We start from the raw sequence: 21,389 nt of genomic DNA, 5'->3' as shown, positions 1-21,389 counted from the left end.
GGTGCTTGGTCACAACAGCCAGCCTGGTCTCAGCAGCAACACCAGGGCCAGGGCCACCATCACAACTCCGCTGATCAGCTTGAGCAGCCGGCCGGTTCGTTCGGTGAGTTTGTTGCTGCTCAGGGCCACGACGGCCAGCCCCACCATGAGGCTGTCGTCGGCGATGTAGCCCAGGATGTAGAGCCCCAGATAACCGTAGTGGGCTGCGGCGGGAAGGTTCTGCTGGGCGAGCACGGCGGTGTAGAGCGCCGGAAGCCCGGCGGTGCAGAGCAGTTCCACCAGATTCACGACCACCGCCAGAGCCGCGACCGCCGCCAGGGCCGGCAGCAGGGACTGGTTCTGAATCACCCCGCGCATGCGGGCGTAGAGCCCCGGTTTGGCGGAGGCCGGAATCGAGAGGGTGAACTCCGGACCCTCACGCCGGATTTCCAGCAGGTTCACCATCCCCACCACCAAGGCCAGCCCCGCCAGCGTCAGCCGCAGCCAGGTACTCCAGCCCACCAGCAGGAACACATTCAGCCAGGCGGCCATGAAGGCGAAATACACCGCGCCGCTCACCAGCACGAAGGTGCCGGCCACCAGGGCCATGCGGCGCCGGTCGTGCCAGTGCACAAGCAGGGAGAGCAGGAACAGCAGCACCCACATGGCGCAGGGGTTGAAGCCATCCAGCAGGCCCATGGCGAGGGTGAACAGCGGCAGCCCCAGCCGGCCCACATCCAGCTCCCCGAAGGGGCCCAGCCGCAGGGGGTCCAGCCTGGGCTGGTCGCGGCTCACCAGGGCCAGCAGCTCCTGGCCACGGCCTTGCGGGCTGTCGAACCCCACCAGCACCTGGCCGTCGATCACAAAGGTGGGAACCCCCGGCGTCTGGACCCCCGCCTGCTGGGAGTACCGGGTCAGATCGGCGAGCGCCGCCGGATCGGTGTCGATCGATCGGATCCGCACCACCAGCTCCGGGCGCTGCCGCTGCAGGGCCGGCAGAAAGGCCTTGGCCTGGGCGCAGTGGGGGCAGCCGGGCCGAACGAAGACCTGCAGTTCCGGGCTCCCATTGCTGGAAGGTGCCGAGCTCCTGTCCAGGGACAACGCAGGGCCCGTGAGGCTGCCCATGGCCAGCAGCAGGCCGAGCAGCCCCAGCAGCCAGAGCTGCAGTTGCCGTTTCGTACCCGTTCAGGAGTCGGGACAGCTCGCAACGAACATCGGGCTTGCTGAACCCTTGACGGTGGCTTGATTCCTGGTTGCATCTCAGTAAGAGACTCCTTGCGATGACCACCCCACCGGCCGGGATTTCAGAAGCCGATTGGGCCGCCACCCCGGTGGGAGTGAAGGCTGGATTTCTTGAGCTGGTCAGTCAGTGCCAGAGGCAGCAACAGGAGATCGAGCAGCTCCGCATCCAGCTCACCGCCCTGGCGACCGAACTGGCCCATCTGCGCGAGCGGATCGGCCGCAGCTCCCGAAATTCTTCCAAGCCTCCCTCCAGTGATGGCCAGGGGTTTAAGCCGCCCGAACGACGCAAGGGCAGTGGCCGCAAGCGCGGCGGCCAGCCGGGCCATCCCGGATCTGGGCCGGAGCTGCTGCCGATCGAGCGGGTGGATGAGGTGGTCGAGCACCACCCCCAGGCCTGCCGCCGCTGCGGCACGTTGCTACAGGGTCAGGATCCCGAGCCCTTGAGGCACCAGGTGATCGAGATTCCACCGATCACGCCTCTGGTGATCGAGCACCGGCTGCACCGCCTGGTCTGCCCCTGCTGTACCACCAGCACCTGTGCCTCGTTACCGGCGGAGGTGGAAGTAAGCCATTACGGTCCCCGGCTCAGTGCTCTGGTGGGTCTGCTGGGTAGTGCCTTCCCGTTGAGTTTCAGCAAGACCCAGGCGCTGCTGGATCAGCTGCTGGGGGTACAGATCAGCCGGGGAGCGATGGCCACTATCCGCCAGCGCTTGAGTGCAGCACTGGAGCAGCCCATGCAGGAGGCCCTTGCGTTTGCCCGTCAGCAGTCGGTGGTCTATGTCGATGAAACCGGTGCCCCCACCGGTAATGCCGATGGGGGCAACCCCGATGGCCGGCGCGGCTGGGAGTGGGTCATGGTGACCGCCATGGGGGTGACAGTGTTCTTGCAGAGCCTGAGCCGCTCGGCTGCCGCCGCGATCGACCTGCTCGGGAATGCCTTTGGCGGAATTGTGGTGAGCGACCGCTTCTCCGCCTACAACCATCTCCCGCTGGAGCAGCGCCAGCTGTGCTGGGCGCACGTGATCCGCGATCTCACTGCCATCGCTGACCGTCAGGGCGCCAGCGGTGAGATTGGAGCGGAGCTGCTGGGCCTGCAGCAGCAGCTGTTTGCCCAGTGGCACCGCTACAAAGACGGAACGATCGACTGGTCCACGTTGCAGCAGGGCTGTCGGCCGATCCGCCAGGCGTTTGTGGGCACGCTGCAGCGGGTTGTGGAGCTGGGCTGCCAGCGCGGCGAGCGAACGCCGTGGGCCAAGACGGTGCGTACCTGCCATCAGTTGCTGCAAGTGAGCGATGGCCTCTGGACCTTCCTGGAGATTGAAGGGATCGAGCCCACCAACAACGCAGCCGAGCGTGCCCTGCGCCATTCGGTGATTCAGCGCAAGATCAGCCATGGCGTCCAATCCCGCCAGGGTGCGATCTGCCGCAGCAGGCTGCTCACGGTCACCACCAGCCTGCGGCAACAGGGCCGTGATATCTGGCAGTTCCTGGAGCAGGCCTTGATCGCCCATCATCGCGGCGGTGAGATGCCATCGCTGTTGCCGAATCCCTGAGCCGGCCGTCATCGATCGTGGTGTCTGTGGTTGCTCGTTGATCAACGATCAGGGGTGGAATGCTGCGCTGCTGCGTCACGGCCCCTGAACGGATACGCCGTTTCAGACGCAGGGCCATGGTTCAGACGAAAGGCCATGGTCTGGTGATAGGCCATGCTCAGCCGAAAGGCCATCGCAGGGCTCTTCGCTCAGAAGCCGAACAGTGGCGTGGCCCGGAAGATCACGGGGTCTTCGCTGTTCGGAGCGACCGGACCGATCGGGTAGGGCGGTGCGGAGAAAAATTCCAGGGTGATGGGCGGCTCCAGGAAGCCGGCGAAGAACACGTTCGCGAACGTGCCATCACGCAGAGAAAATTGAAATCCGGCACTGGTGAGTTGCGCCCTCTCCCTGTCGTCATCGTTCTGCCGGATCCGGTTGTCGCCGTTGTAGGGCTCGCCGGTGATCGGATCGATGTTGCCGGGAATGGCCTTCCCCGCCGGCCACAGTCCATCAATCCGGACGCGGTTGCGACTGCCCTGGATCCGCTGGATGGCGTAGAAGTCTTGGGAGTCGGGATCAATGTCGCTCAGGAACTGGCCGCTCGCCCGGATCGTCCGGCCCGTGTCGCTGTCGATGCCCACATAATTCCAGCTCCAGAGGATGGAGTTGAACAGGTTGCTGGTGAGGGCATCGGGAGCGGACATGGCTGGATCACACGCAGGATTGGCTGGAGGGCCCAGGCCACAGATCAGGGGTTAGGAGTTTGCTGAAAAACCCGGCCATCTCTGCGAGAATGGGCCAGCTGTCCAGCCCAGATGCGAGGTCAACGGGAGCGCAGCGGCTCCCTGTTCTCCTACGTGTCGATTGAGGATCGGATCCCGGCCGGCCATCCGCTGCGGCGGATCCGCAAGCTGGCCGATCAGGCCCTCGATCGCCTCAATCCCACCTTCTGTGATCTGTACGCCGCAGAAGGCCGGCCATCAGTGCCGCCGGAGCAACTGCTGCTGGCCTCGTTGCTGCAGGCGTTCTACGGCATCCGCTCGGAGCGGTTGCTGCTCGAGCAGCTCCACTACAACCTGCTGTTCCGCTGGTTTGTGGGGCTGAGCCCAGATGATCCGATCTGGCATCCCACCACATTCACAAAAAACCGGGAGCGGCTGCTGAACGAGCAGGTGATGGGGAAGTTCCTGGAGAAGCTGATGGGTGCTCCGGAGGTCAAGCCGCTGCTCAGTGACGAGCACTTCTCCGTCGATGGCACCTTGCTGCAGGCCTGGGCCTCCCATGCCTCACTGGAGCGGATCGATGGGCAGGACGATCCGCCGCCACCGCCGTCAGGCCCTGGCGAGGGTTTTGGCGCTCCAAAGCCCGGCAAGAAGCGAGCGAAAGGGGATTTCCGAGGCATCAAGCTCAGCAACAAGACCCACCGCTCCGGCAGTGATCCCGACGCCTTGCTGGCCCGGAAATCCAACGCCCACCCGGCTCAACCGAGCTACCGGGGTCATGTGCTCATGGACAACCGCCATGCCCTGATCGTCGATTGCAAGGTCACGCAAGCCACGGGCACCGGGGAGCGGGATGCCGCCAAAGCCATGGCCGCGGATCGTCCCGGTGCCCACCAGAAAACCATCGGTGCCGACAAGCACTACGACACCAGGGGCTTTGTCGCCGAGATGCGCCGCATCGGCGTGACGCCGCACGTGGTGCAGAACACCGCCCGATCTGGTGGTTCCGCCATCGATGGCCGCACCACCCGCCACGTGGGCTACGCCAAGTCGATCCATGCCCGCCGCGGCATCGAGAAGGTGTTTGGCTGGATCAAACAGTGGGGAGGTCTGCGCCAGTTCAAGCTGCGCGGCACCGAGAAGGTGAGTGCGGTGTTCGGCCTGAATGTGATCGCCTACAACCTGATCCGCCTGGGCAACCTGCTCAAACCGGCGATGGCGGCGGCGTGAACAGGTGGTTGCCCAGAAGTGTGCCCAGACGGCAGTGATCAGGGAGCCCCAAAGGGGCAAAACACACCAAAAGGGGAGCTCTGAGCCGCTGAAACTCTGAAAACCAGACCGAAATGAGCTGCACCAGCTCTCAGGAGGGAAAAACGCTGCTTCTCAGGCGGTTTTTCCGCAAACTCTTAGGGATCAAGGGCAATGGATCGCCACCGACAGTGCCACCCTTGATGAACGCTACGGCGGGATCAGGGCACAGTGGCGGCAGCGGTGCTGAGCTTCCGGCATTGGCATGGTTGAAACCCGTGAGGCCTGCCACTGCGTTCGCGATGCCCCATTCCCGCAGGACGCGACAGAACTGGCCGCTCGCAGGCCGCCTGGGGCGGAGCCGGGTTTCCCTGATCCGGCTTGGCGCGAGCCTGGTTGGGGTGCTGCTGCTGGCGACGCTGTGGTCAACGCCGATCACCGGCCGCGACCTGAGCTTTCCCCTGCAGGCCGGCCAGTCCTACCCCGGCGCCGCCCAGCGGCTGGCGGCGGCGGGTTGGCGGCGGGTGCCGGCTCCGGCGGCGGCCGAGGGCTGCCTGCCGGACGACCGGCGCTGCCGCGACCATCCCGAGGCCTGGGGTTGTTCCAGCACGGGGCAGGGCTTCTGCCGCTTTCTCTGGGTGAATGCCGCCGGGCACTACCTGGCCGTGATCACCGCCGGCGGGGATGCCAGCAGCGGTGATCCGGGCCTGGTGCAGCAGTGGTTCCTCACCGACCCGCCCTGACTTCACACCGTCAGGAGCCTGGCCCCCTCACACCGTGGCCATGTGGCGCATCAGGTCGAGGCACTTGCAGGAATAGCCCCACTCGTTGTCGTACCAGCTCACCAGCTTCACGAAGGTATCGGTGAGGGGGATGCCGGCCTTGGCATCGAAGATCGACGTGCACGACTGCCCCAGGAAATCCGTGGACACCACCTCATCCTCCGTGTAGCCGAGGATGCCGGCCAGCTCCCCTTCCGAGGCGGCCTTCACGGCCGCTTTGATGCTGTCGTAGCTGGCGGGTCGCTCCAGGTTCACGGTGAGGTCCACCACCGACACGTTCGGGGTGGGCACCCGGAAGGCCATGCCGGTGAGCTTGCCGTTCAAGGCCGGGATCACCCGGCCCACCGCCTTGGCGGCACCGGTGGAGGAGGGAATGATGTTCTGGCCGGCGCCGCGGCCGCCCCGCCAGTCCTTCACCGAGGGGCCATCTACCGTTTTCTGGGTGGCGGTGGTGGCGTGCACCGTGGTCATCAACCCGGCGGCGATGCCGAAGTTGTCGTGGATCACCTTGGCCAGGGGCGCCAGGCAGTTGGTGGTGCAGGAGGCGTTCGACACGATCTCCTGGCCCGCGTAGGTGGTGTGGTTCACCCCCATCACGAACATCGGCGTGTCGTCTTTCGACGGGGCAGACAGCACCACCCGCCTGGCGCCGGCGCGTAGGTGGGCGCGGGCGGCCTCATCGGTGAGGAAGAAGCCGGTGGATTCGAGCACGTAGTCGGCACCCACCTCGCTCCAGCGCAGGTTGGCGGGATCGCGCTCGGCGGTGATGCGGATCGCCTTGCCATCCACCACCAGCTGGCCGTTCTGTACCTCCACCGATCCGCCGAAGCGGCCGTGGGTGGAGTCGTAACGAAGCATGTAGGCGATGTAGTTCACATCGATCAGGTCGTTGATCGCCACCACCTCCACGTCATCGAGCTGGCAGGCGCGGCGAAACACCAGACGCCCGATCCTGCCGAAGCCGTTGATGCCGATCCTGATGGCCATGAGCGTTCGTCCCTTCCCTGGGATGCATGCCGTTTCACCCTATGCAGCGGCCGGGAGGTTGTCTTGCTCCTCCGTTGCCTGCTTGGATCGACCGTGTCTTTCGATCCACCGCTCTGGTTCGATCGCCGCCAGGCGGGGCTGGCGTTGGCGGAGCGTTTTGGCCTGGCATCGCCCTGCCAGCCAGCCAGCCTGCTGCTGGCATTGCCTCGCGGCGGTGTCCCCGTGGCGGCGGCGATGGCGGACCGGCTCCAGTTGCCTCTCCGCACCTGGTCGGTGCGCAAGGTGGCGGATCCGGCCGATCCGGAGGTGGCGATCGGCGCCGTCGCGGCCGGCCCTGTGGCTGCGTCTGGGATGGCGGGCCGTGGGATGACAGGCCGTGGGATGACAGGCGGTGGGATGGCAGCCGCTGGGGTGGTGGTGTGGCGCGATGGCGTCGAGGCCAGCGGCCAGGCTGCCGCCGCCCGCCAGCTGGGTTGGCTGCAGGAGCAGGAGCGGGAGCTGGCCCGGCGCCAGCGGCTGTTCGGCGATCCGGAGCCCGGAGCGTTGCGGGGCCGCCACCTGATCGTGGTGGACGACGGCATCGCCACCGGCATGACCGTGCAGGCGGCCCTGCGTTCGTTGCGCCAGCTGCAGCCGGCTTCCCTCACCCTGGCGGTTCCAGTGGTGGACCGGGCCGTGGCGATCGATCTGAAGCGTCAGCTCGATCGTTTTGAAGCCCTGGCGGTGGTGGACGACCTGCTGGCGGTGGGTCTGTGGTTCGAGCGGTTCGAGCAGCTCACGGACCCGCAGGTGCTGGAGCTGCTGCAACCGTTCCAGCGGCTCCCTGGCCTGGAGGGTGAGCGTTGACCAAGCTGGAGAGTGAGGCTGGGGAGAAGGGGGTGCGAATGACAGGGAGCCGTCGCGGTGTCCCCTTGGCTCAGTTGTTCAGCACACCGGTCACCCTCTGGGTGCTGCTGCTGGGGATCGGTCTCCTGGACCTGGCCACGCCGCCCCACATCCCGCTGGCCAGTTTTTACCTGGTGCCGGTCCTGCTGGCCGCTGGGCTGCTTTCTCTCCGGCACACCCTGGCCATGGCAGGAGTGGCCCTGCTGATGGCTCTGGCCGTTGGTGCCCTCCAGGGCCTCCACACCACTCCCATGTACTGGGTGCGGATACTGGCCATGGCCATGGTCGTGATGCTGGCCCTGGCCCTGACCCGCGAACGGCTGCAGCTGGAACGTTCCTATCGCCTGATGGCCGAGTACGCCTCCGATGTGGTGTTCTCGGCCTCGCCGCAGGGGGTGACCGAGTGGGTGTCGAGTTCCGTGCATGCCCTCACCGGCTGGCGGCCCCGGGATCTGATCGGCAGGCCCTTCGGGCAGTTCGTTCACCCCGATGACATCGACAGGCTGCGCGAAGCCGATGCCTTCTTTCGGCGCGGCGAAGCCCACCACTTCGACCTGCGTGTCCGCTGCCGCCAGGGCGATTACCGCAGTGTGGCTGTGACAGGTCGGGGCTTGCGTTCCGGGTCTGGTCGGGTGACGAGCATCGTGGGCAGCTGGCGCGACAACCTCCCGGAGCAGTTGGCGCGCCAGGCCCTGGCCAGCTCTGAGAAGGCCCTTCGCAGCATCATCTCTGCAGCTCCGATCGGTATGTGCCTCTGCGCGCCGGGCGTGGGCAGGTTCCTGCAGGTGAATCCCGCGTTGTGTCGCTTCTTCGGACGCACGGAGAGGGAGCTCCTCGGGCTCACATGGCAGTCCCTCACCCACCCCGAGGATCTCGCCAAGGATCAGGCCCTGGCGGCGGCGCTGCTGGATGGAACCCGCAGCTCCTACCGGCTGCGGAAGCGCTTCCTCCATCACGACGGCAGCGTGCTCTGGGGTGATCTCTCGGTCTCCTGCCGCCGAAACAACGACGGCACCGTGATGGAGGTGATCGGCCAGATCCTCGATGTGACCGAACAGGTGGAAGCCGAGGCCAGCCTCCTGCAGGAGTCCCGGCACGATCTGCTCACCGGATTGCTCAACCGCCGCGGCCTGGAGGAGCGGTTGTCAGCCATGGACGGCCGGCGCCGCTCCGATCTGCCGCTGGCCGCGCTGTTCTGCGACATCGACCACTTCAAGGCGATCAACGACGGGCAGGGCCATGCCGCCGGTGACGCGGTGCTGCGGGTGGTGGCCCATCGCCTGCGCAGCTCCATCCGCCACTCCGATCTGGCTGCGCGCTTCGGTGGGGATGAGCTGGTGGTGCTGCTGGAGGGTGTGGGGACGGAGACGGGGGAGGCACCCGAGTCGGGGGTGCTCGCCCTGGCCGAAAAGATTCGCCGGCACGTGGCCGAGCCGATTCCGTTCGAGCAGGGCGACCTCTGCATTTCCCTGAGCATCGGCGTGGCGCTGATCCAGCCGGAGGAATCGCTCCAGGAGTTTCTGGCGCGGGCCGATGCCGCGCTCTACAGCGCCAAGCAGGCCGGGCGGAACCGGGTGGTGTGCTCCTCCGCTGCTGGCCCCTCTCTCGCGTCTGGCACCTCCCCATGAGCGCCTCCAGGGCCCGCTTCCTCGGGGGGATCAGTCCCATGGCCGCCACCGGTCTGTTCGCCTTTCTCGCCTATGTGGCTACCGGGCTGCTCGGTCAGAACCTGGTGTTTCAGGGCACCACGATCTCGCCCCTCTGGCTGGCGGCGGGGGTCGCCCTCGGTCTGGGGCTGCGCTGCGGCACCAGGCTCGGCGCCGTGGCTGTGGGGGTGTTCTTCGGCCAGTTCCTGGTGTTCGCCGAGGGCCCCCAGCTCAAGGCCTGGCTGCTGGGGGGCCAGGTGCTCGGCAGCGAGGTGCCGCTGGCGCTGGCCCTGCTGCCGGCCGCCGGCTCCCTGGTGGGTCTGCTGCTGGCGCTGGCCTATCTGCACCGTTGGGGGATCGGCAGCCGCATCGATCGTCCCCTCGACTATCTGAACCTGGCGGCAGCGGCGGCGATCCAGGCTGCGGTGGCGGCCCTGGCGGGGGCCACGGCCCTGGCCCTGGCAGGGGCAATCCCCTGGGAGATCTGGCCGGATGTGGCCACCACCTGGGCCCGGGGCGACTGGCTCGGCGGGATTCTGGTCGCACCGTTGTTCCTGGCCCGCCCCGATCCGCGCCTGCGGGGCGCCCGCTTCAAGGCCGGCTCCTGGGAAAAGGCGATGGTGCTGCTGAGCACCGTGGTGGTGGCCCTGGTCATCTTCGGCGGGGTGTCGCAGTCGGCGGCGCGGCAGCTGAGTGGCACCTACTTCTGCTTTCTTCCCCTGCTCTGGGGGGCCCTGCGCTGCTCCTCCCGGGTGGTGGCGCTGCAGGTGGTGCTGTTGGCCCTGGCGGCCACCCTGCCCACCCTGGGCGGCCTCGGCCCCTTCGCCGGTTTCGCCACCCTCAATGACCGGATGCTTTCGCTGCAGGCCTTCCTGGGGGTGGAATCGCTCACGGCGATGCTGCTCGGGGCGATCGAGCAGCAGAAGCTGCGGGTGGAGGTGGAGCGCGACCGGCAGGCCGGCCAACTGCTTGAGGCGAAGGAACGGGCCGAGGCGGGCTCCCGTGCCAAGACCGAGTTTCTGGCCAATATGAGTCACGAGATCCGCACCCCGCTCAACGGGGTGCTCGGTGCAGCCCAGCTGCTCGCCTCCTCGCCGCTCTCGGCTGATCAGCGGGAGCTGCTGGAGGCGATCCAGGCCAGTGGCGATGGGCTGCTGGTGCTGCTCAACGATCTGCTCGACTTCTCCCGCATCGAGGCGGGCCAGCTGGCGTTGCAGGCGGCTCCCTTCGAGCCGCGGCGCCTGGCCGCCCAGGTGGTGGATCTGTATCGGCCCAGCCTGGCGGCGGGGGTGGAGCTGCGGCTGGAGAACGGCCCCGAACTGCCGGCCTGGCTGCTGGGTGATGCGTCCCGCCTGCGGCAGGTGCTCTCCAACCTTATCGGCAACGCCGTCAAGTTCACCCCTGCCCCTGGGGAGATCCGGGTGCGGCAGCAGGGCGCAGCTGGGGCCTACCGGCTCGAGGTGATCGACACCGGCATCGGCATCCCGGCCGAGCACCAGGCGCGCCTGTTCCAGCCGTTTCAGCAGGGTGATGCGTCCACCGGGCGCCGCTTTGGTGGCACGGGCCTGGGGCTGGTGATCAGCCGGCGCCTGGTGGAGCTGCTGGGCGGCACGATCACGCTCGAGAGCGTCGCGGGGCAGGGGCAGCACCACCCTGCGGGTGCTGCTGCCCCTGCCCGCCGCCGAACCGCCGGCTGAGCGGTCGGTGGCCGGGGTGTCAACGTCTGCGGTGCCGGCGAAGGCGGTTTCGCGCCCCGTTCGGGTGCTGATGGCGGAAGACAACCAGCTCAATCAGCGCATCCTCGAGCGCATGCTGGCCTCTGCCGCCACCCCTGGATTGGCCCCATTCCCGACGGTGCTGGGCAAGGCGACCAACGGGCGCGAGGCCGTTGCGCTCTGGGAGGAAGGGGCCTGGGATCTGATCCTGATGGACTGCCAGATGCCCGAGATGGATGGTTTCGCCGCCACCCGGGAGATCCGCCGCCGTGAGCTGGCCGGCGGGCTGGTGCCGGTGCCGATCATTGCCGTGACCGCCAATGCCGCCGCCTCCGACCGCCACGATTGCCTCGGCGCCGGCATGAACGACGTCCTCACCAAGCCCGTGCAGCTCGAGGCGCTGCTGGAGATGGTGCGGCGCTGGACGCCACCCCTGTGAATCAGGGCAACGGGCATGAATCCACGCTGCTGCCAGGGTGGCCGCAGAGCCGGCGGATCAGGGCGATGGCCTCGGCCACGTCGAACGGCTTGGTCAGAAAGGCGTCCATGCCCGCCTCCATGGCGGCCTGTCGCTGCCCGGTGGTGGCCCCGGCGCTGAGGGCCACCACCGGCAGGTGGGCCAGGCTCTCCTGGGCCCGGATCTGCCGGGTGGCAGCGCAGCCACCCAGGCCGGGCATCTGCAGATCCATCAGCACCAGATCGGCGCTGCCGGGGTGGGCCGCCAGCCAGTCGAGGGTCTGCTGGCCCCCCTCCGCCTGGCTGACGCTGGCCCCCTCGTTGCTGAAGATCCGCTCGGCCAGGTGGCGGTTGAGCCGGTTGTCATCCACCACCAGCAGATGCAGGCCCTCCAGGGGCTTCCGGGCTGCTGCTGTCTTGGTCGCTGCGGTCGGGGCCGCTCCAGTCTCGGTCGCTGCCGTCGGGCGATCTTCGGCCATGGCGGCCGCCAGTGCCGTGGCGGTGATCGGCTGGTCGAGCACGCCATCCACGCCGGCGGGCAGGCCGGAGGCATCCAGGGCCAGGCTCTGGCCAGCCCGCACGATCAGCAGGATCCGCGGCGGCGGCTCTCCGCAGGCCTGGCGAATCTCCTCGGCCCCTGCCGCCCGATCCAGCAGCACCAGCTGCGGTGGCGGCTGCTGCGGGTCATCGCGGTGGAGCAGGGCCAGGGCCGCGGGGCCGTCGGCCACGGCGCTGGCCTGCCAGCCCAGGGCGCGGCAGTGCAGCAGCAGGGCGTCGCCGCTGGCGGGGTCGTCGTCCACCACCAGCACCCGCAGGGGCGAGCGGGCCGGTGCGGCCAGGGCGGTGGGCAGCCGTTCGAAGCTCACCGTGAACTGGAAACAGCTGCCCTGGCCCGGTGTGCTCTCCACCGCCAGCTGGCCGCCCATCAGCTCCACCAGCCGGTGGCTGATCGCCAGCCCCAGCCCGGAGCCGCCGTAGAGCCGGGCGATCGAATCGTCTTCCTGCACGTAGGGGCGGAAGATCGCCTCCTGCAGCTCCTGCGGGATGCCGATGCCCGAGTCGCGCACCTCGAAGCGAATCTCCACCCGCCGCGGCTGCAGCTCCAGCACGGTGGTCAGAAGGCTGATGTGCCCCTGTTCGGTGAACTTGGCGGCGTTGGTGGTGAGGTTCACCAGCACCTGCTCGAGCCGGGTGGCATCACCCCGCAGGCGGCCCAGGGGGTAGGCCGGCGGGGTGATCCGCAGGTCGATCGGCTTGTTGGCGGCCGCCACGGCCAGGATGGTGGCGAGGCGATCCAGCACCGCGTCCAGCGTGAAGATGCCGTCCTCCAGCTGGAGCTGGCCCGCATCGATCTTGGTGAAATCGAGGATGTCGTTGGTGAGGCTGCGCAGCAGCTGTCCAGACGCCTGGATCTGACTCACCAGCTTGCGCTGACCGGCCGTGAGTGTGTCCTGGGCGAGCAGATGGGCCAGCCCCAGCACCACATGCAGCGGCGTGCGGATCTCATGGCTCATGTTCGCCAGGAAGGCGGTTTTGGCCTCGGCGTTGCTGCGGGCCTCCTCGGCCCGGGCGGCGAGCTGGCGATTGACGCTCATCAGCCGCAGGCGAAAGCGCGTCAGCCGCAGGCCGTTCAGCACCGACAGGCCCAGCAGCAGGCTGGTCGGCAGCAACACCTCGCGCCGGTGCTGCCCCACGATGGCGGCCCGCTCGGCGGCGCTCAGGTGAATCACGGCCAGCCGATCGAACCCCAGGCTGCTGCTGCCGCCGCTCAGGTGCCTGCCACCGGCATGGCCGCGGCTGAGCATGAGCACGTGATCACGGATGACCTGCTGGGTGTCGATGCTCTTCCAGATCCAGTCCCCGTCCTGCAGGCTCGCCGATCCCTTGGGTGCCGATGCCATCGCGGCCCAGGCGGCGGGGTCTGTGTGGGCCAGGCTGATGCTCTGCTGATCGGCTCGGGCACCTGGCAGCAGGAAGGCCCAGTTCTGCAGCTGCTCGGCTCGGCCCAGCCGGATGCCCTCGCGGTTCACCAGCATCAGGTGGCGGGTGTCGTTCTGGATCTCCAGGAGCCAGGTGCGCAGCAGGCAGCGGCCGGAACTGTTCAGCACCACCAGGCCCTGCCGTTGGCCGCCGGGATCAAACAGGGGCAGCGCCAACCGGAACGTCGGCCGGTAGGGCCGTTCCGGCTGGCCGTGCTCCTGATTCAGGTCGAGGGCGGAGACGTAGAGCTGGCCTGGCAGCAGGCGCAGGCCCTCCCGCACGTAGGGCCGGTCGGCCTTGTTCTGCAGCTCCTGGGGGGGCACGGAGACCATGCGGCTCCCCCTTTTGTTGATCGCCACCCGCTCCTGGCCGTTGCGATCGATCCAGCGGAGCTGATCGGTGCAGTGTCCGGTGGAGGCCACGGCGTTGAATCCCTCCGCCAGGGCCGTCAGGTTGGTGGCACTGGGTTGGGCCACCGCCGCCGCCAGGGTGGGGAGCCCCTGGGCCGCCCAGAGCTGGTCCACGGCGCTCAGGGTCGCTTCGTTCACGGCCGCCAGGGCCAGCTCCAGGCGTTCCATCCGGCGCGCGGTCAGGCTGAGGAGCTCTTCGCGGGCGAGTCCCTCGGCGATCAGCCAGCCGGCGGCCGTGATCAGCAGCACGATCGGCAGGATCTCGGGCAGGAAGTGGCGCAGGAAACGGGCCCGACCAGGCCTGGCCTCAGCACCGGCCTTGGCCTCGCCAGCGTTCGATTCAGGGCCGGACATCCCCGCCAGTGCACTTCTTTGTGAACCGTAAACCCTTGGTCGCTATGCAAAGCTTCGGCCCAAAGCCAGCTCGATGTGCTCATCTCTGAACGGCCAGCCATGTCGCCACATCGGGTGGACGCGATTGACTAAAGTAAATCGACTTTTGATTTTAATGGTAAAATCGAATGATTAAGAGCCAGGTTATTCTTCCATGGACTTTTCTTTGGTACAGACTGTCCACGCATTCGATGCTGCTTCTAAATTAAAAAAACCTACGATTCTGGTCGTTGACGACAGCGTCAGCAGCCTGGATCAGATCTCGGCCGTTCTGCAGGTTTTCTACCAGGTGAAGGTGGCTACGGGTGGAGCCAAGGCCCTGGAGATTGCGGGCGCCAATACGCCGCCCGATCTAATCCTGCTCGACGTCATGATGCCGGGCTTATCCGGTTATCAAGTCTGTAAAAAGCTGAAGGATGAGGCTTTTACGCGGGACATTCCGGTGATCTTTCTCACGGCGAACTCGTCTGTCGACGATGAGGCAAGTGGCTTGCTGCTCGGAGCGGCTGATTTCATCGCCAAGCCTGTGAATCCGCCGATTCTGCTGGCTCGTGTGGCCACCCAGATGCAACTCAAGGCCGCTGCAGATCGTCTGCGCGATCAGAATGATCATCTGGAGCGAGAGGTGCAGAAGCGCAGCCATGAACTGGCCGCGATTCAGGATGTCACCATCCACGCTATGGCTTCCTTGGCTGAAACGCGCGACAACGAAACCGGCAACCACATCCGCCGCACGCAAAACTATATCCGCGCCCTAGTATGCCGTCCCGGAAATAACAGCTAGAATCGAGAGTGTCACCCGAGGTGCCTTGTGGCGCTTGGTCGTCCGATGCCTCCGCTGGTCCTCAGCGAGGACGAGGTTCAGCAGTTGCGGGCCCTTGCAAATTCCCGGTCGTTGCCGCATTCGATCGTGCAGCGCGCTCAGATCGTGCTGGCCTGCGGTGCCGGCGAGACCAACACCGCCATCGCCAAACGGATGGGGCTGACGGGGATGACCGTTGGCAAGTGGCGCAAGCGGTACCGGGAGCTGGGCCTGGAGGGCCTGCATGACGAGCTGCGGCCGGGTAGGCCTCGCACCTACGAGGACGACACGGTGGCGGAGGTGATCAACCGGGCACTGCAGACCAAGCCCACCGATGGCAGCACCCAGTGGTCTGCGCGCTCCCTCGCGGCTGCCACCGGCATCTCCAAAACCACCGTTCACCGCTGGCTGCAGACTTTCTCGGTCCAGCCCCACCGGCAGAAGTCGTTCAAGCTCTCCACCGACCCGTTCTTTGTGGAGAAGGTCCGCGACATCGTCGGCCTGTACCTGAACCCTCCGGATAAGGCGATGGTGCTCTGCGTCGACGAGAAGACGCAGATCCAGGCACTGGACCGCACCCAGCCGCTGTTGCCCATGGGCCTGGGTTACGTGGAGGGCGTCACCCACGACTACATCCGCCACGGCACCACCACGCTGTTCGCTGCTCTGGATGTGGCAACAGGCGAGGTGATCACCCAATGCAAGCCCCGCCATCGGCACCAGGAGTTCCTGGGGTTCCTGCGCCAGATCGAGAAGTCGGTCCCCGAGGAGCTTGATGTCCACTTGATCGTCGACAACTACTGCACCCACAAGCACGCCAAGGTGAGGGCCTGGCTGGCGCAGCGGCCCCGCTTCCACGTGCACTACACACCGACCTACGCCTCCTGGATCAACCAGGTGGAGCGTTGGTTTGGGATCATCACCCAGCGGGCGATCCGACGCGGCAGCTTCTCCAGCGTCAAGGAGTTGATCTCCAAGATCGAGCAATTCGTGGCGGCCTACAACAAGACCAAGGCGCCGTTCAACTGGACGGCCACAGCGGATTCAATCCTGGAGAAGCTCCAGCGACTTTGCTCGCAGATCTCCGGGACGGCACACTAGGAGCCTGTCGCGCATAGATCAGCACCCAGTCTCTCCACAGCCGCCCATCAATCTGCCCAGATCCCAGTGACTGCAATGGATCTGGGCGATACACTCGGGCATGCAGAAGCGCAAGACCTTTCGCCCCTGGCAGCCGCAGCAGGCCACCCTGCTGCCGCCGTCACCGCGTGAGTGGCTCTCAGAAGACCACCAGGTGTATTTCCTGCTGGACCTGGTGGATGAGCTGGATCTCTCCGCGATCCTCGTACCCGCTCAGGCCAAGGACCCCCGCGGAGAGAAGGGATTCGATCCACGCATGATGACGATGCTGCTGCTTTACGCCTACTGCGTGGGCATCGTCTCCTCCAGGAAGATCGAGCGGGCCTGCTACGAGGATCTGGCATTCCGCGTGCTGACCGGCAACCAGCAGCCGGACCACAGCCGAATCAGCGAGTTCCGCCGGCGCAACCTTGATGCCCTCAAGGGCCTGTTTATTCAGATCCTGCGCCTGTGCCAGAAGGCGGGGATGGTGAGCCTGGGCCATGTGGCCCTCGATGGCACCAAGGTGCAGGCCAATGCCTCCAAGCACAAGGCGATGAGCCACGAGCGGATGCTCAGGGCGGAGAAGGAGCTCCAGAAGGAAATCAACGCCTTGATCCGCAAGGCCGAGATCCTGGATGCCCAGGAAGACCGGCGCTACGGCAAAGGAAACCTGGGCAGTGAACTTCCCGATGAGCTGCGCCACAAGCAGGGCCGCCTCGCAAAAATCCGTCAGGCCCGCAAGGAGATGGAGGCGGAAACCGCTGCAGCTGCAGCGCGGCAGCGGCAGGAGGAAGCCGAGAAGGCCAGAGCCAAAGCGACCGCAGCCGAGGAATCGGATGGATCGGCCCCTGAGCAGGCCGAGCTGAACAGGAAAGCGGAAGCCGCAGCGGCAAAGGCAGCAGCGGCGGGGGACAAAGCCATCGAGGCCGCCGAGAGCGCTGGCCTCGAGCCACCAGATCTGGAGCCACTCGCCTCTGACGCGATGCCCAGGCGTGGTCTGGCGAGAAAGGCTGACGGCACACCGACGGCCAAGACCCAACGGAATTTCACAGATTCCGACAGCCACCTCATGCAGTCCGGCGGCACCTACCTGCAGGGCTACAACTGCCAGCTGGCGGTCGACAGTGACCACCAGGTGATCGTGGCGGTGGGCGTCAGCAACCAGCCACCGGACGTGGAGCACCTGGAGCCCATGCTGGAGCGGATCGCCGCCAGCGCCGGTGAACTGCCGGACGTGATGACGATGGATGCGGGCTACTGGAGCGACGACAACGCAGGTCACTGTGAGGACCTTGGCATTGACGCCTACATCGCCACCGGCCGTCTGCCGCATGGGAAGCCGCCACCGCCACAGCGAGGACCGCTGCCCAGAGATGCCGACGCCAGAACCCGCATGGCCCGCAAGATCAGAAGCAAGAAGGGATCCAGGATCTACGCCCAGCGCAAAGCGATCGTGGAGCCGGTGAACGGCCAGATCAAGGAAGGCCGGGGCCTGCGGCGGTTTCTCTTGCGGGGCCTGGAGAAGGTCGATGGTGAATGGCATCTGATCGCTGCCACCCACAACCTGCTCAAGTTGTTCCGGTACAGGCGATCACAGCAGCAGCTCTGGGCAGCAGCGACGGGATGAGGGGTAGAGACCCTGGCAATGCCGCCAGGGCTGAGTCAACCTCGCCCCAATGAACCAGCTCAGCGGGAGAGGTAGACCTCAGAGCTCACCTCACCGGGATTCGTCGTGACCAGGGGCTCGCTGCTCTATTGGCAACAAACTCCTAGCTCTCAGGCTGCGCCACCATGAGCGCTTCCGTGCCGTGCTTGACAACGACCTGACGATTGATCTGCTCTACCGCAGCGCACCGCTACATGACATCGGCAAAGTGGGAATTCCGGATCGCATCCTGCTCAAGCCGGGTCGCCTGACGCAGGAGGAGTTTGAGGTGATGAAATCCCATACTACCCTTGGCTTGGCTGCGATTGAATCGGCAGAAAATCAACTCGACCTCAAAGTAGATTTCCTGCTTTATGCCAAGGAGATCGCCTACAGCCACCACGAGAAGTGGGATGGCACGGGCTATCCCCTCGGATTGGCGGGGGATGCGATTCCAGTCTCCGCTCGTTTGATGGCTGTGGCCGATTTCTACGACGCCCTGATCAGTCGACGTGTCTACAAACAGGCCATGTCGCATGCGCAAGCCATGCAGGCCCTGCATGAAGGCCGCGGTAGCCATTTCGATCCCGATGTGGTTGACGCCTGTGATGCGATTCAAGAGGATTTCCAGGAGATCGCGCGGCGCTACAGCGATACCGACCAAGACCTTCTCGAGAAGGAGCGTGTGATCCGAATGATGCAGGGGGAGCCGCCCATGCTGGGCTGAGCACTATGCGGATTCAGATGCTCTCGTTTGCTCGACCTGCTTCGAAGGCACCGCGGCAAAGCTTCATCGTCTTTTCTTTGTTTTGCATGGAGGGGGTCGCTTTTGTTTAAGTTTTTTTTCCGCGAGTGTCGCGCCGCGCTCTTGGCAAAACGGTCGAACGGATGTTTCTTGAAAGTCTTTCTTCTAGGCCTGCCGGTTTTTCTGGTTAGTTGCGGTGTGGTGCCTCAGCAGACCCTTCGCATTGGCGCCAACCTCTGGCCAGGCTATGAGACTCTCTACCTTGCTAGGGAGCTTGGCTATTACAAAGATAAGCCGATTCGACTTTTTGACTATCCATCAGGAACCGAACAAGTCAAGGCTTATCGAAACAGTGAGATCGATGGCGCAGGGCTCTCTATTGATCAGGTTCTCGACCTTGCCGCTACCCAAGCAAACATCAAAATCATTGCTGTGATGGACTTCTCCAGCGGTGGTGACGTTATTCTCGGGCAGCCTGAGATTAAAAATGTTAAAGCACTTATGGGTCGTCGCATCGGAGTGGAATCAACAGCTCTTGGAGCCTTTTTACTTGCCAGAGCACTGGAGAGGAATGGTCTGCATCCTCAGGATGTTCAGATCGTGTCCCTTGAACTGGCTGATCACGAGCAAGCGTTTAGAAATCGAGAAATAGATGCAGTTGTCACATTCGGGCCAGCGCGCTCAAGACTCCTGGAAGAGGGAGCCACACAGATATTTGATAGTAGCATGATTCCAGGAGAGATTATTGACGTTCTTGTGGTTAGTGACGACGCAATTGCGCGCAATCCCAAAGCTGTGCAGGCTCTTGTTGACGGCCGATTCAAAGCACTTGGCTACTTCGAGAGAAACCCTCTGCTGGCTGCCAAGCTTATGGCTAAGCGTACCCAGGTGAGGCCTGCACAGCTGCTTGACTCATTCCAAAAACTGAAGCAGCCATCCCTTCAGGAAAATCAAGCTCTTCTCGGTCAAAAGAATGCTAATCTGGCGCTATCCATCAATAAACTTGTAGATCTAATGATCAAGAACAGGTTGATTGATAAGAGGGTTGATCCTTCCGCCTTGCTTGATGATCAATTTGTTAGGGCATCGTCATCCCAGGCAAGTCAATGAAAAGAATTCTGAGAAAATACCCCCCCCCACTTCGTTATGCGATTCCTGCGGCACTTGTGCTGTTTGGCAGTCTAGCTGGGTTAGCATTATTCTTGTTTGAGGTTAATGCGACTTATCGCTTGGCCGAGAATTCTGCCAAGGCAAATCTCAGGAGGGTCACAGCTCAAGTATCCCAAGTCATCGAATATCTGTATCGATCAAGTGATAGTGAAAGTCAGATTGAGGCACTTGTAAGCCGACTGGGCTCGTACCGGGGCTACTTAAGTGCGATCATTTTCAGCGAGAATAATACTGTTATTCAGTCTAATGACTACCGGCAAATAGGCAATGCAATGAGAGATACACAGGCTTTTAAGTATCAATCTGAATTCCTTAAGATTAGACAGGCGCTGGCTGGCGTAATATTGAAAGTAGATAATGGTGACCGGCTAATTGCGCTGTATCCTGTATTGCTAAAGTCGGGTAAATATGAAATTAAGCCTTCCAGGGTAGCAATTCTGTTCGTTGAGTATGATCTTAGCGGTCTGAATCAGAAGGCTTTTGCCAATGTGAGGTGGGTGCCTTTTATTGGACAGTTCCGGCCCCTGACATCGTTAACCCAGGACGGGTGGAACATGGTTCGGCCTCAGTGTAGACCGCGTGGGGAGTTTTGCCTCCAAGGGAACTGTGAGGTCTTACATGGCAATACCGCCACAGGAAGCGGGCCAGGCTGATTTCAGCGTCCCAGCCATCGCTGTATGCCCGTAGGTAGACCTCCTCGTACTTGACAGTCCTCCACAGCCGTTCAACAAGGATGTTGTCGTAGCACCGCTTTCTGCCGGACCAGCTGATCTGGATCCGCTCCCCTTTGAGTCTGGCCACAAAGTCAGCGGACGTGAACTGACAGCCTTGATCGGAGTGGAAGATCTCTGGCCTACGGCCGCCTCCCAAGGCCATCTCCAGGGCCTCCAGACAGAACTTCGTGTCAAGGCTGTTGGAGAGCCTCCAGCTGAGCACATGCCTGGAATGGAGATCCATGATCGCCACCAGATAGAGGAACCCTTTCTGCAGAGGGATGTAGGTGATGTCGGTCGCCCAGACCTGATCCACCGACGTGACCTGCGTGAGGTCCACCAGGCAGGGGAACCGCACGGACGGATCACCTGGAACCGTCGTCCGGGGCTTCTGGTAGATCGCCCGTAATCCCATGCGCCGCATGAGGTTTCGCACTCGATCTCGGCTGATCGGGATACCATCTTGGGCCAGATAGTCCACCATCCGGCGGCTGCCGCTGCAGGGATCCTCCAGGTAGAGAGCATCGATCCTGGCCATGATCCGCAGCGTCGATACACGGACCGGTGTCGGCCGGTAGTACAGCGTGGATCGAGGCAGCCCCAGCAGCGCACACTGCCTGCTGATGCTGAGCTCGGGGTGGTCGTGATCGACCAGCTTGCGCAGTTCACGGGCATCAGAGCAGTTGAGACTTTTTTTTGAGCCACTCCAGCTCCATCTGCAGCCGTCCGATCTGCTGGAACAGCTCCGCCTCCTTGGCCTGCCCCTCCTCCTTGTCCTTGGTCTTCTTGCCTCGGGTGAAGAGCTCGCTGGCACCGTCCAGGAGCTGCCGCTTCCACTGGCTCACCTGGATCGGGTGGATGGCGTGGTCGGCGGCGATCTCCTGGATCGTCTTGCGGCCACTGATCGCCTCCATGGCGACCCTGGCCTTGAACTCGGGGCTGTGGGTGCGGCGCTTGCTCATCGGTGGGAGCCCCTTTCAGGGGCGGTACCCCGCCTCAGAGGTTAACGATGGGGCCTGTCCAGAAAAGCCAGACCACCTCAATGCTTTCAAGCGGGCTATTGGTTCTAGCATAGTATTGGTCATTTTCTGTCTATTATTGTGGCTGTATTTCGAGTCTACTCTCAGCAAGCGAATCCAGAAGCTAGTTGCTGCAAGTAATGATTTTGGAGAAGGTAGGCTCAATTCCCGCAGCTTTCTGACAGGGTCTGATGAG

At 64.3% G+C, this 21,389-nt stretch carries 18 protein-coding genes and 1 pseudogene; 13 read left to right on the top strand and 6 right to left on the bottom strand.

What is annotated here, in order from left to right; genetic code table 11:
- Positions 1-9: 9 nt before the first annotated feature.
- The gene (locus H8F24_RS03745; protein ID WP_197171020.1) at positions 10-1,104 is read right to left on the bottom strand and encodes a glutaredoxin family protein; all 1,095 of its coding nucleotides are present in this window, start codon (positions 1,102-1,104) and stop codon (positions 10-12) included.
- A 155-nt stretch (positions 1,105-1,259) separates the two neighbouring features.
- On the opposite strand from H8F24_RS03745, the gene H8F24_RS03740 reads away from it, so the two are divergent.
- Positions 1,260-2,774 (top strand): IS66 family transposase, encoded by a 1,515-nt coding sequence (locus tag H8F24_RS03740; RefSeq protein WP_197170082.1) that lies wholly within the window; start codon positions 1,260-1,262, stop codon positions 2,772-2,774.
- 188 nt (positions 2,775-2,962) lie between these two features.
- On the opposite strand, the gene H8F24_RS03735 is transcribed toward H8F24_RS03740, so the two are convergent.
- Positions 2,963-3,457 carry a hypothetical protein gene (locus tag H8F24_RS03735; protein ID WP_197158296.1) on the bottom strand — a complete coding sequence of 165 codons (495 nt, stop codon included), beginning with the start codon at positions 3,455-3,457 and terminating at the stop codon, positions 2,963-2,965.
- Positions 3,458-3,568: 111 nt separating this feature from the next.
- On the opposite strand from H8F24_RS03735, the gene H8F24_RS03730 reads away from it, so the two are divergent.
- Together H8F24_RS03730 and H8F24_RS03725 are read left to right on the top strand one after the other, a co-directional pair.
- A complete protein-coding gene (locus H8F24_RS03730; protein WP_197169629.1) occupies positions 3,569-4,705 on the top strand; it encodes an IS5 family transposase in 1,137 nt (378 codons plus the stop codon).
- A gap of 320 nt (positions 4,706-5,025) precedes the next feature.
- On the top strand, positions 5,026-5,466 hold the full coding sequence (locus H8F24_RS03725; RefSeq protein ID WP_197158298.1) for a hypothetical protein: 441 nt from the start codon (positions 5,026-5,028) through the stop codon (positions 5,464-5,466).
- Between the two features lie 27 nt (positions 5,467-5,493).
- On the opposite strand, the gene gap is transcribed toward H8F24_RS03725, so the two are convergent.
- Entirely contained in the window at positions 5,494-6,492 is a 999-nt protein-coding gene (gene gap, locus H8F24_RS03720) for a type I glyceraldehyde-3-phosphate dehydrogenase (RefSeq protein ID WP_197158300.1), read from the bottom strand.
- 93 nt (positions 6,493-6,585) lie between these two features.
- Between gap and H8F24_RS03715 the strand changes: the two genes are divergently transcribed.
- From H8F24_RS03715 to H8F24_RS03700, 4 genes are read left to right on the top strand one after another with little or no spacing between them, the layout of a single operon-like run.
- The gene (locus H8F24_RS03715) at positions 6,586-7,338 is read left to right on the top strand and encodes a phosphoribosyltransferase (protein WP_197158302.1); all 753 of its coding nucleotides are present in this window, start codon (positions 6,586-6,588) and stop codon (positions 7,336-7,338) included.
- A gap of 38 nt (positions 7,339-7,376) precedes the next feature.
- A complete protein-coding gene (locus H8F24_RS03710) occupies positions 7,377-9,005 on the top strand; it encodes a GGDEF domain-containing protein (protein ID WP_197158304.1) in 1,629 nt (542 codons plus the stop codon).
- Positions 9,002-10,720 (top strand): ATP-binding protein, encoded by a 1,719-nt coding sequence (locus H8F24_RS03705; RefSeq protein WP_197171018.1) that lies wholly within the window; start codon positions 9,002-9,004, stop codon positions 10,718-10,720. Before H8F24_RS03710 ends, H8F24_RS03705 begins: the two co-directional genes overlap by 4 nt.
- Positions 10,721-10,736: 16 nt before the next feature.
- A complete protein-coding gene (locus H8F24_RS03700; RefSeq protein ID WP_197171016.1) occupies positions 10,737-11,177 on the top strand; it encodes a response regulator in 441 nt (146 codons plus the stop codon).
- A gap of 1 nt (position 11,178) precedes the next feature.
- On the opposite strand, the gene H8F24_RS03695 is transcribed toward H8F24_RS03700, so the two are convergent.
- Positions 11,179-13,938, bottom strand: coding sequence for a response regulator (locus H8F24_RS03695; protein WP_197171014.1), 2,760 nt, complete (start codon positions 13,936-13,938; stop codon positions 11,179-11,181).
- 193 nt (positions 13,939-14,131) lie between these two features.
- On the opposite strand from H8F24_RS03695, the gene H8F24_RS03690 reads away from it, so the two are divergent.
- The 5 genes from H8F24_RS03690 (at position 14,132) to H8F24_RS03670 (ending at position 19,401) form a co-directional block, all read left to right on the top strand.
- Entirely contained in the window at positions 14,132-14,761 is a 630-nt protein-coding gene (locus H8F24_RS03690; RefSeq protein WP_197171012.1) for a two-component system response regulator, read from the top strand.
- 27 nt (positions 14,762-14,788) lie between these two features.
- Entirely contained in the window at positions 14,789-15,880 is a 1,092-nt protein-coding gene (locus H8F24_RS03685) for an IS630 family transposase (RefSeq protein ID WP_197169690.1), read from the top strand.
- A gap of 100 nt (positions 15,881-15,980) precedes the next feature.
- The gene (locus H8F24_RS03680; RefSeq protein WP_197169597.1) at positions 15,981-17,528 is read left to right on the top strand and encodes an IS1182 family transposase; all 1,548 of its coding nucleotides are present in this window, start codon (positions 15,981-15,983) and stop codon (positions 17,526-17,528) included.
- A 181-nt stretch (positions 17,529-17,709) separates the two neighbouring features.
- Positions 17,710-18,273, top strand: a complete 564-nt coding sequence (locus H8F24_RS03675; protein WP_231598080.1) for an HD-GYP domain-containing protein — start codon at positions 17,710-17,712, stop codon at positions 18,271-18,273.
- A gap of 27 nt (positions 18,274-18,300) precedes the next feature.
- A complete protein-coding gene (locus H8F24_RS03670) occupies positions 18,301-19,401 on the top strand; it encodes an ABC transporter substrate-binding protein (RefSeq protein ID WP_231598079.1) in 1,101 nt (366 codons plus the stop codon).
- Between the two features lie 564 nt (positions 19,402-19,965).
- On the opposite strand, the gene H8F24_RS03665 is transcribed toward H8F24_RS03670, so the two are convergent.
- Positions 19,966-20,799, bottom strand: a complete 834-nt coding sequence (locus H8F24_RS03665) for an IS3 family transposase (protein WP_231598221.1) — start codon at positions 20,797-20,799, stop codon at positions 19,966-19,968.
- Positions 20,800-20,848: 49 nt separating this feature from the next.
- Positions 20,849-21,136, bottom strand: a complete 288-nt coding sequence (locus H8F24_RS19100; RefSeq protein ID WP_231597691.1) for a transposase — start codon at positions 21,134-21,136, stop codon at positions 20,849-20,851.
- On the opposite strand from H8F24_RS19100, the pseudogene H8F24_RS20070 reads away from it, so the two are divergent.
- A pseudogene (locus H8F24_RS20070) lies at positions 21,033-21,374 on the top strand (hypothetical protein); the annotation flags it as partial. The gene H8F24_RS19100 and the pseudogene H8F24_RS20070 sit on opposite strands and share 104 nt — an antisense overlap.
- Positions 21,375-21,389: the final 15 nt, after the last annotated feature.

The sequence above is a fragment of the Synechococcus sp. CBW1002 genome, from assembly GCF_015840915.1.
Taxonomy (GTDB): domain Bacteria; phylum Cyanobacteriota; class Cyanobacteriia; order PCC-6307; family Cyanobiaceae; genus CBW1002.
Note: the sequence above shows the minus strand (reverse complement) of the source record. Positions and strands in the feature narration are given on the sequence as shown.

What these genes read in the sequence shown, in the direction of transcription:
- H8F24_RS03745 (WP_197171020.1), bottom strand. Translation starts at nt 1,104, where the DNA reads ATGGGCAGCCTCACGGGCCCTGCGTTGTCCCTGGACAGGAGCTCGGCA.
- H8F24_RS03740 (WP_197170082.1), top strand. Translation starts at nt 1,260, where the DNA reads ATGACCACCCCACCGGCCGGGATTTCAGAAGCCGATTGGGCCGCCACC.
- H8F24_RS03735 (WP_197158296.1), bottom strand. Translation starts at nt 3,457, where the DNA reads ATGTCCGCTCCCGATGCCCTCACCAGCAACCTGTTCAACTCCATCCTC.
- H8F24_RS03730 (WP_197169629.1), top strand. Translation starts at nt 3,569, where the DNA reads ATGCGAGGTCAACGGGAGCGCAGCGGCTCCCTGTTCTCCTACGTGTCG.
- H8F24_RS03725 (WP_197158298.1), top strand. Translation starts at nt 5,026, where the DNA reads ATGCCCCATTCCCGCAGGACGCGACAGAACTGGCCGCTCGCAGGCCGC.
- gap (WP_197158300.1), bottom strand. Translation starts at nt 6,492, where the DNA reads ATGGCCATCAGGATCGGCATCAACGGCTTCGGCAGGATCGGGCGTCTG.
- H8F24_RS03710 (WP_197158304.1), top strand. Translation starts at nt 7,377, where the DNA reads ATGACAGGGAGCCGTCGCGGTGTCCCCTTGGCTCAGTTGTTCAGCACA.
- H8F24_RS03705 (WP_197171018.1), top strand. Translation starts at nt 9,002, where the DNA reads ATGAGCGCCTCCAGGGCCCGCTTCCTCGGGGGGATCAGTCCCATGGCC.
- H8F24_RS03695 (WP_197171014.1), bottom strand. Translation starts at nt 13,938, where the DNA reads ATGTCCGGCCCTGAATCGAACGCTGGCGAGGCCAAGGCCGGTGCTGAG.
- H8F24_RS03690 (WP_197171012.1), top strand. Translation starts at nt 14,132, where the DNA reads ATGGACTTTTCTTTGGTACAGACTGTCCACGCATTCGATGCTGCTTCT.
- H8F24_RS03680 (WP_197169597.1), top strand. Translation starts at nt 15,981, where the DNA reads ATGCAGAAGCGCAAGACCTTTCGCCCCTGGCAGCCGCAGCAGGCCACC.
- H8F24_RS19100 (WP_231597691.1), bottom strand. Translation starts at nt 21,136, where the DNA reads ATGAGCAAGCGCCGCACCCACAGCCCCGAGTTCAAGGCCAGGGTCGCC.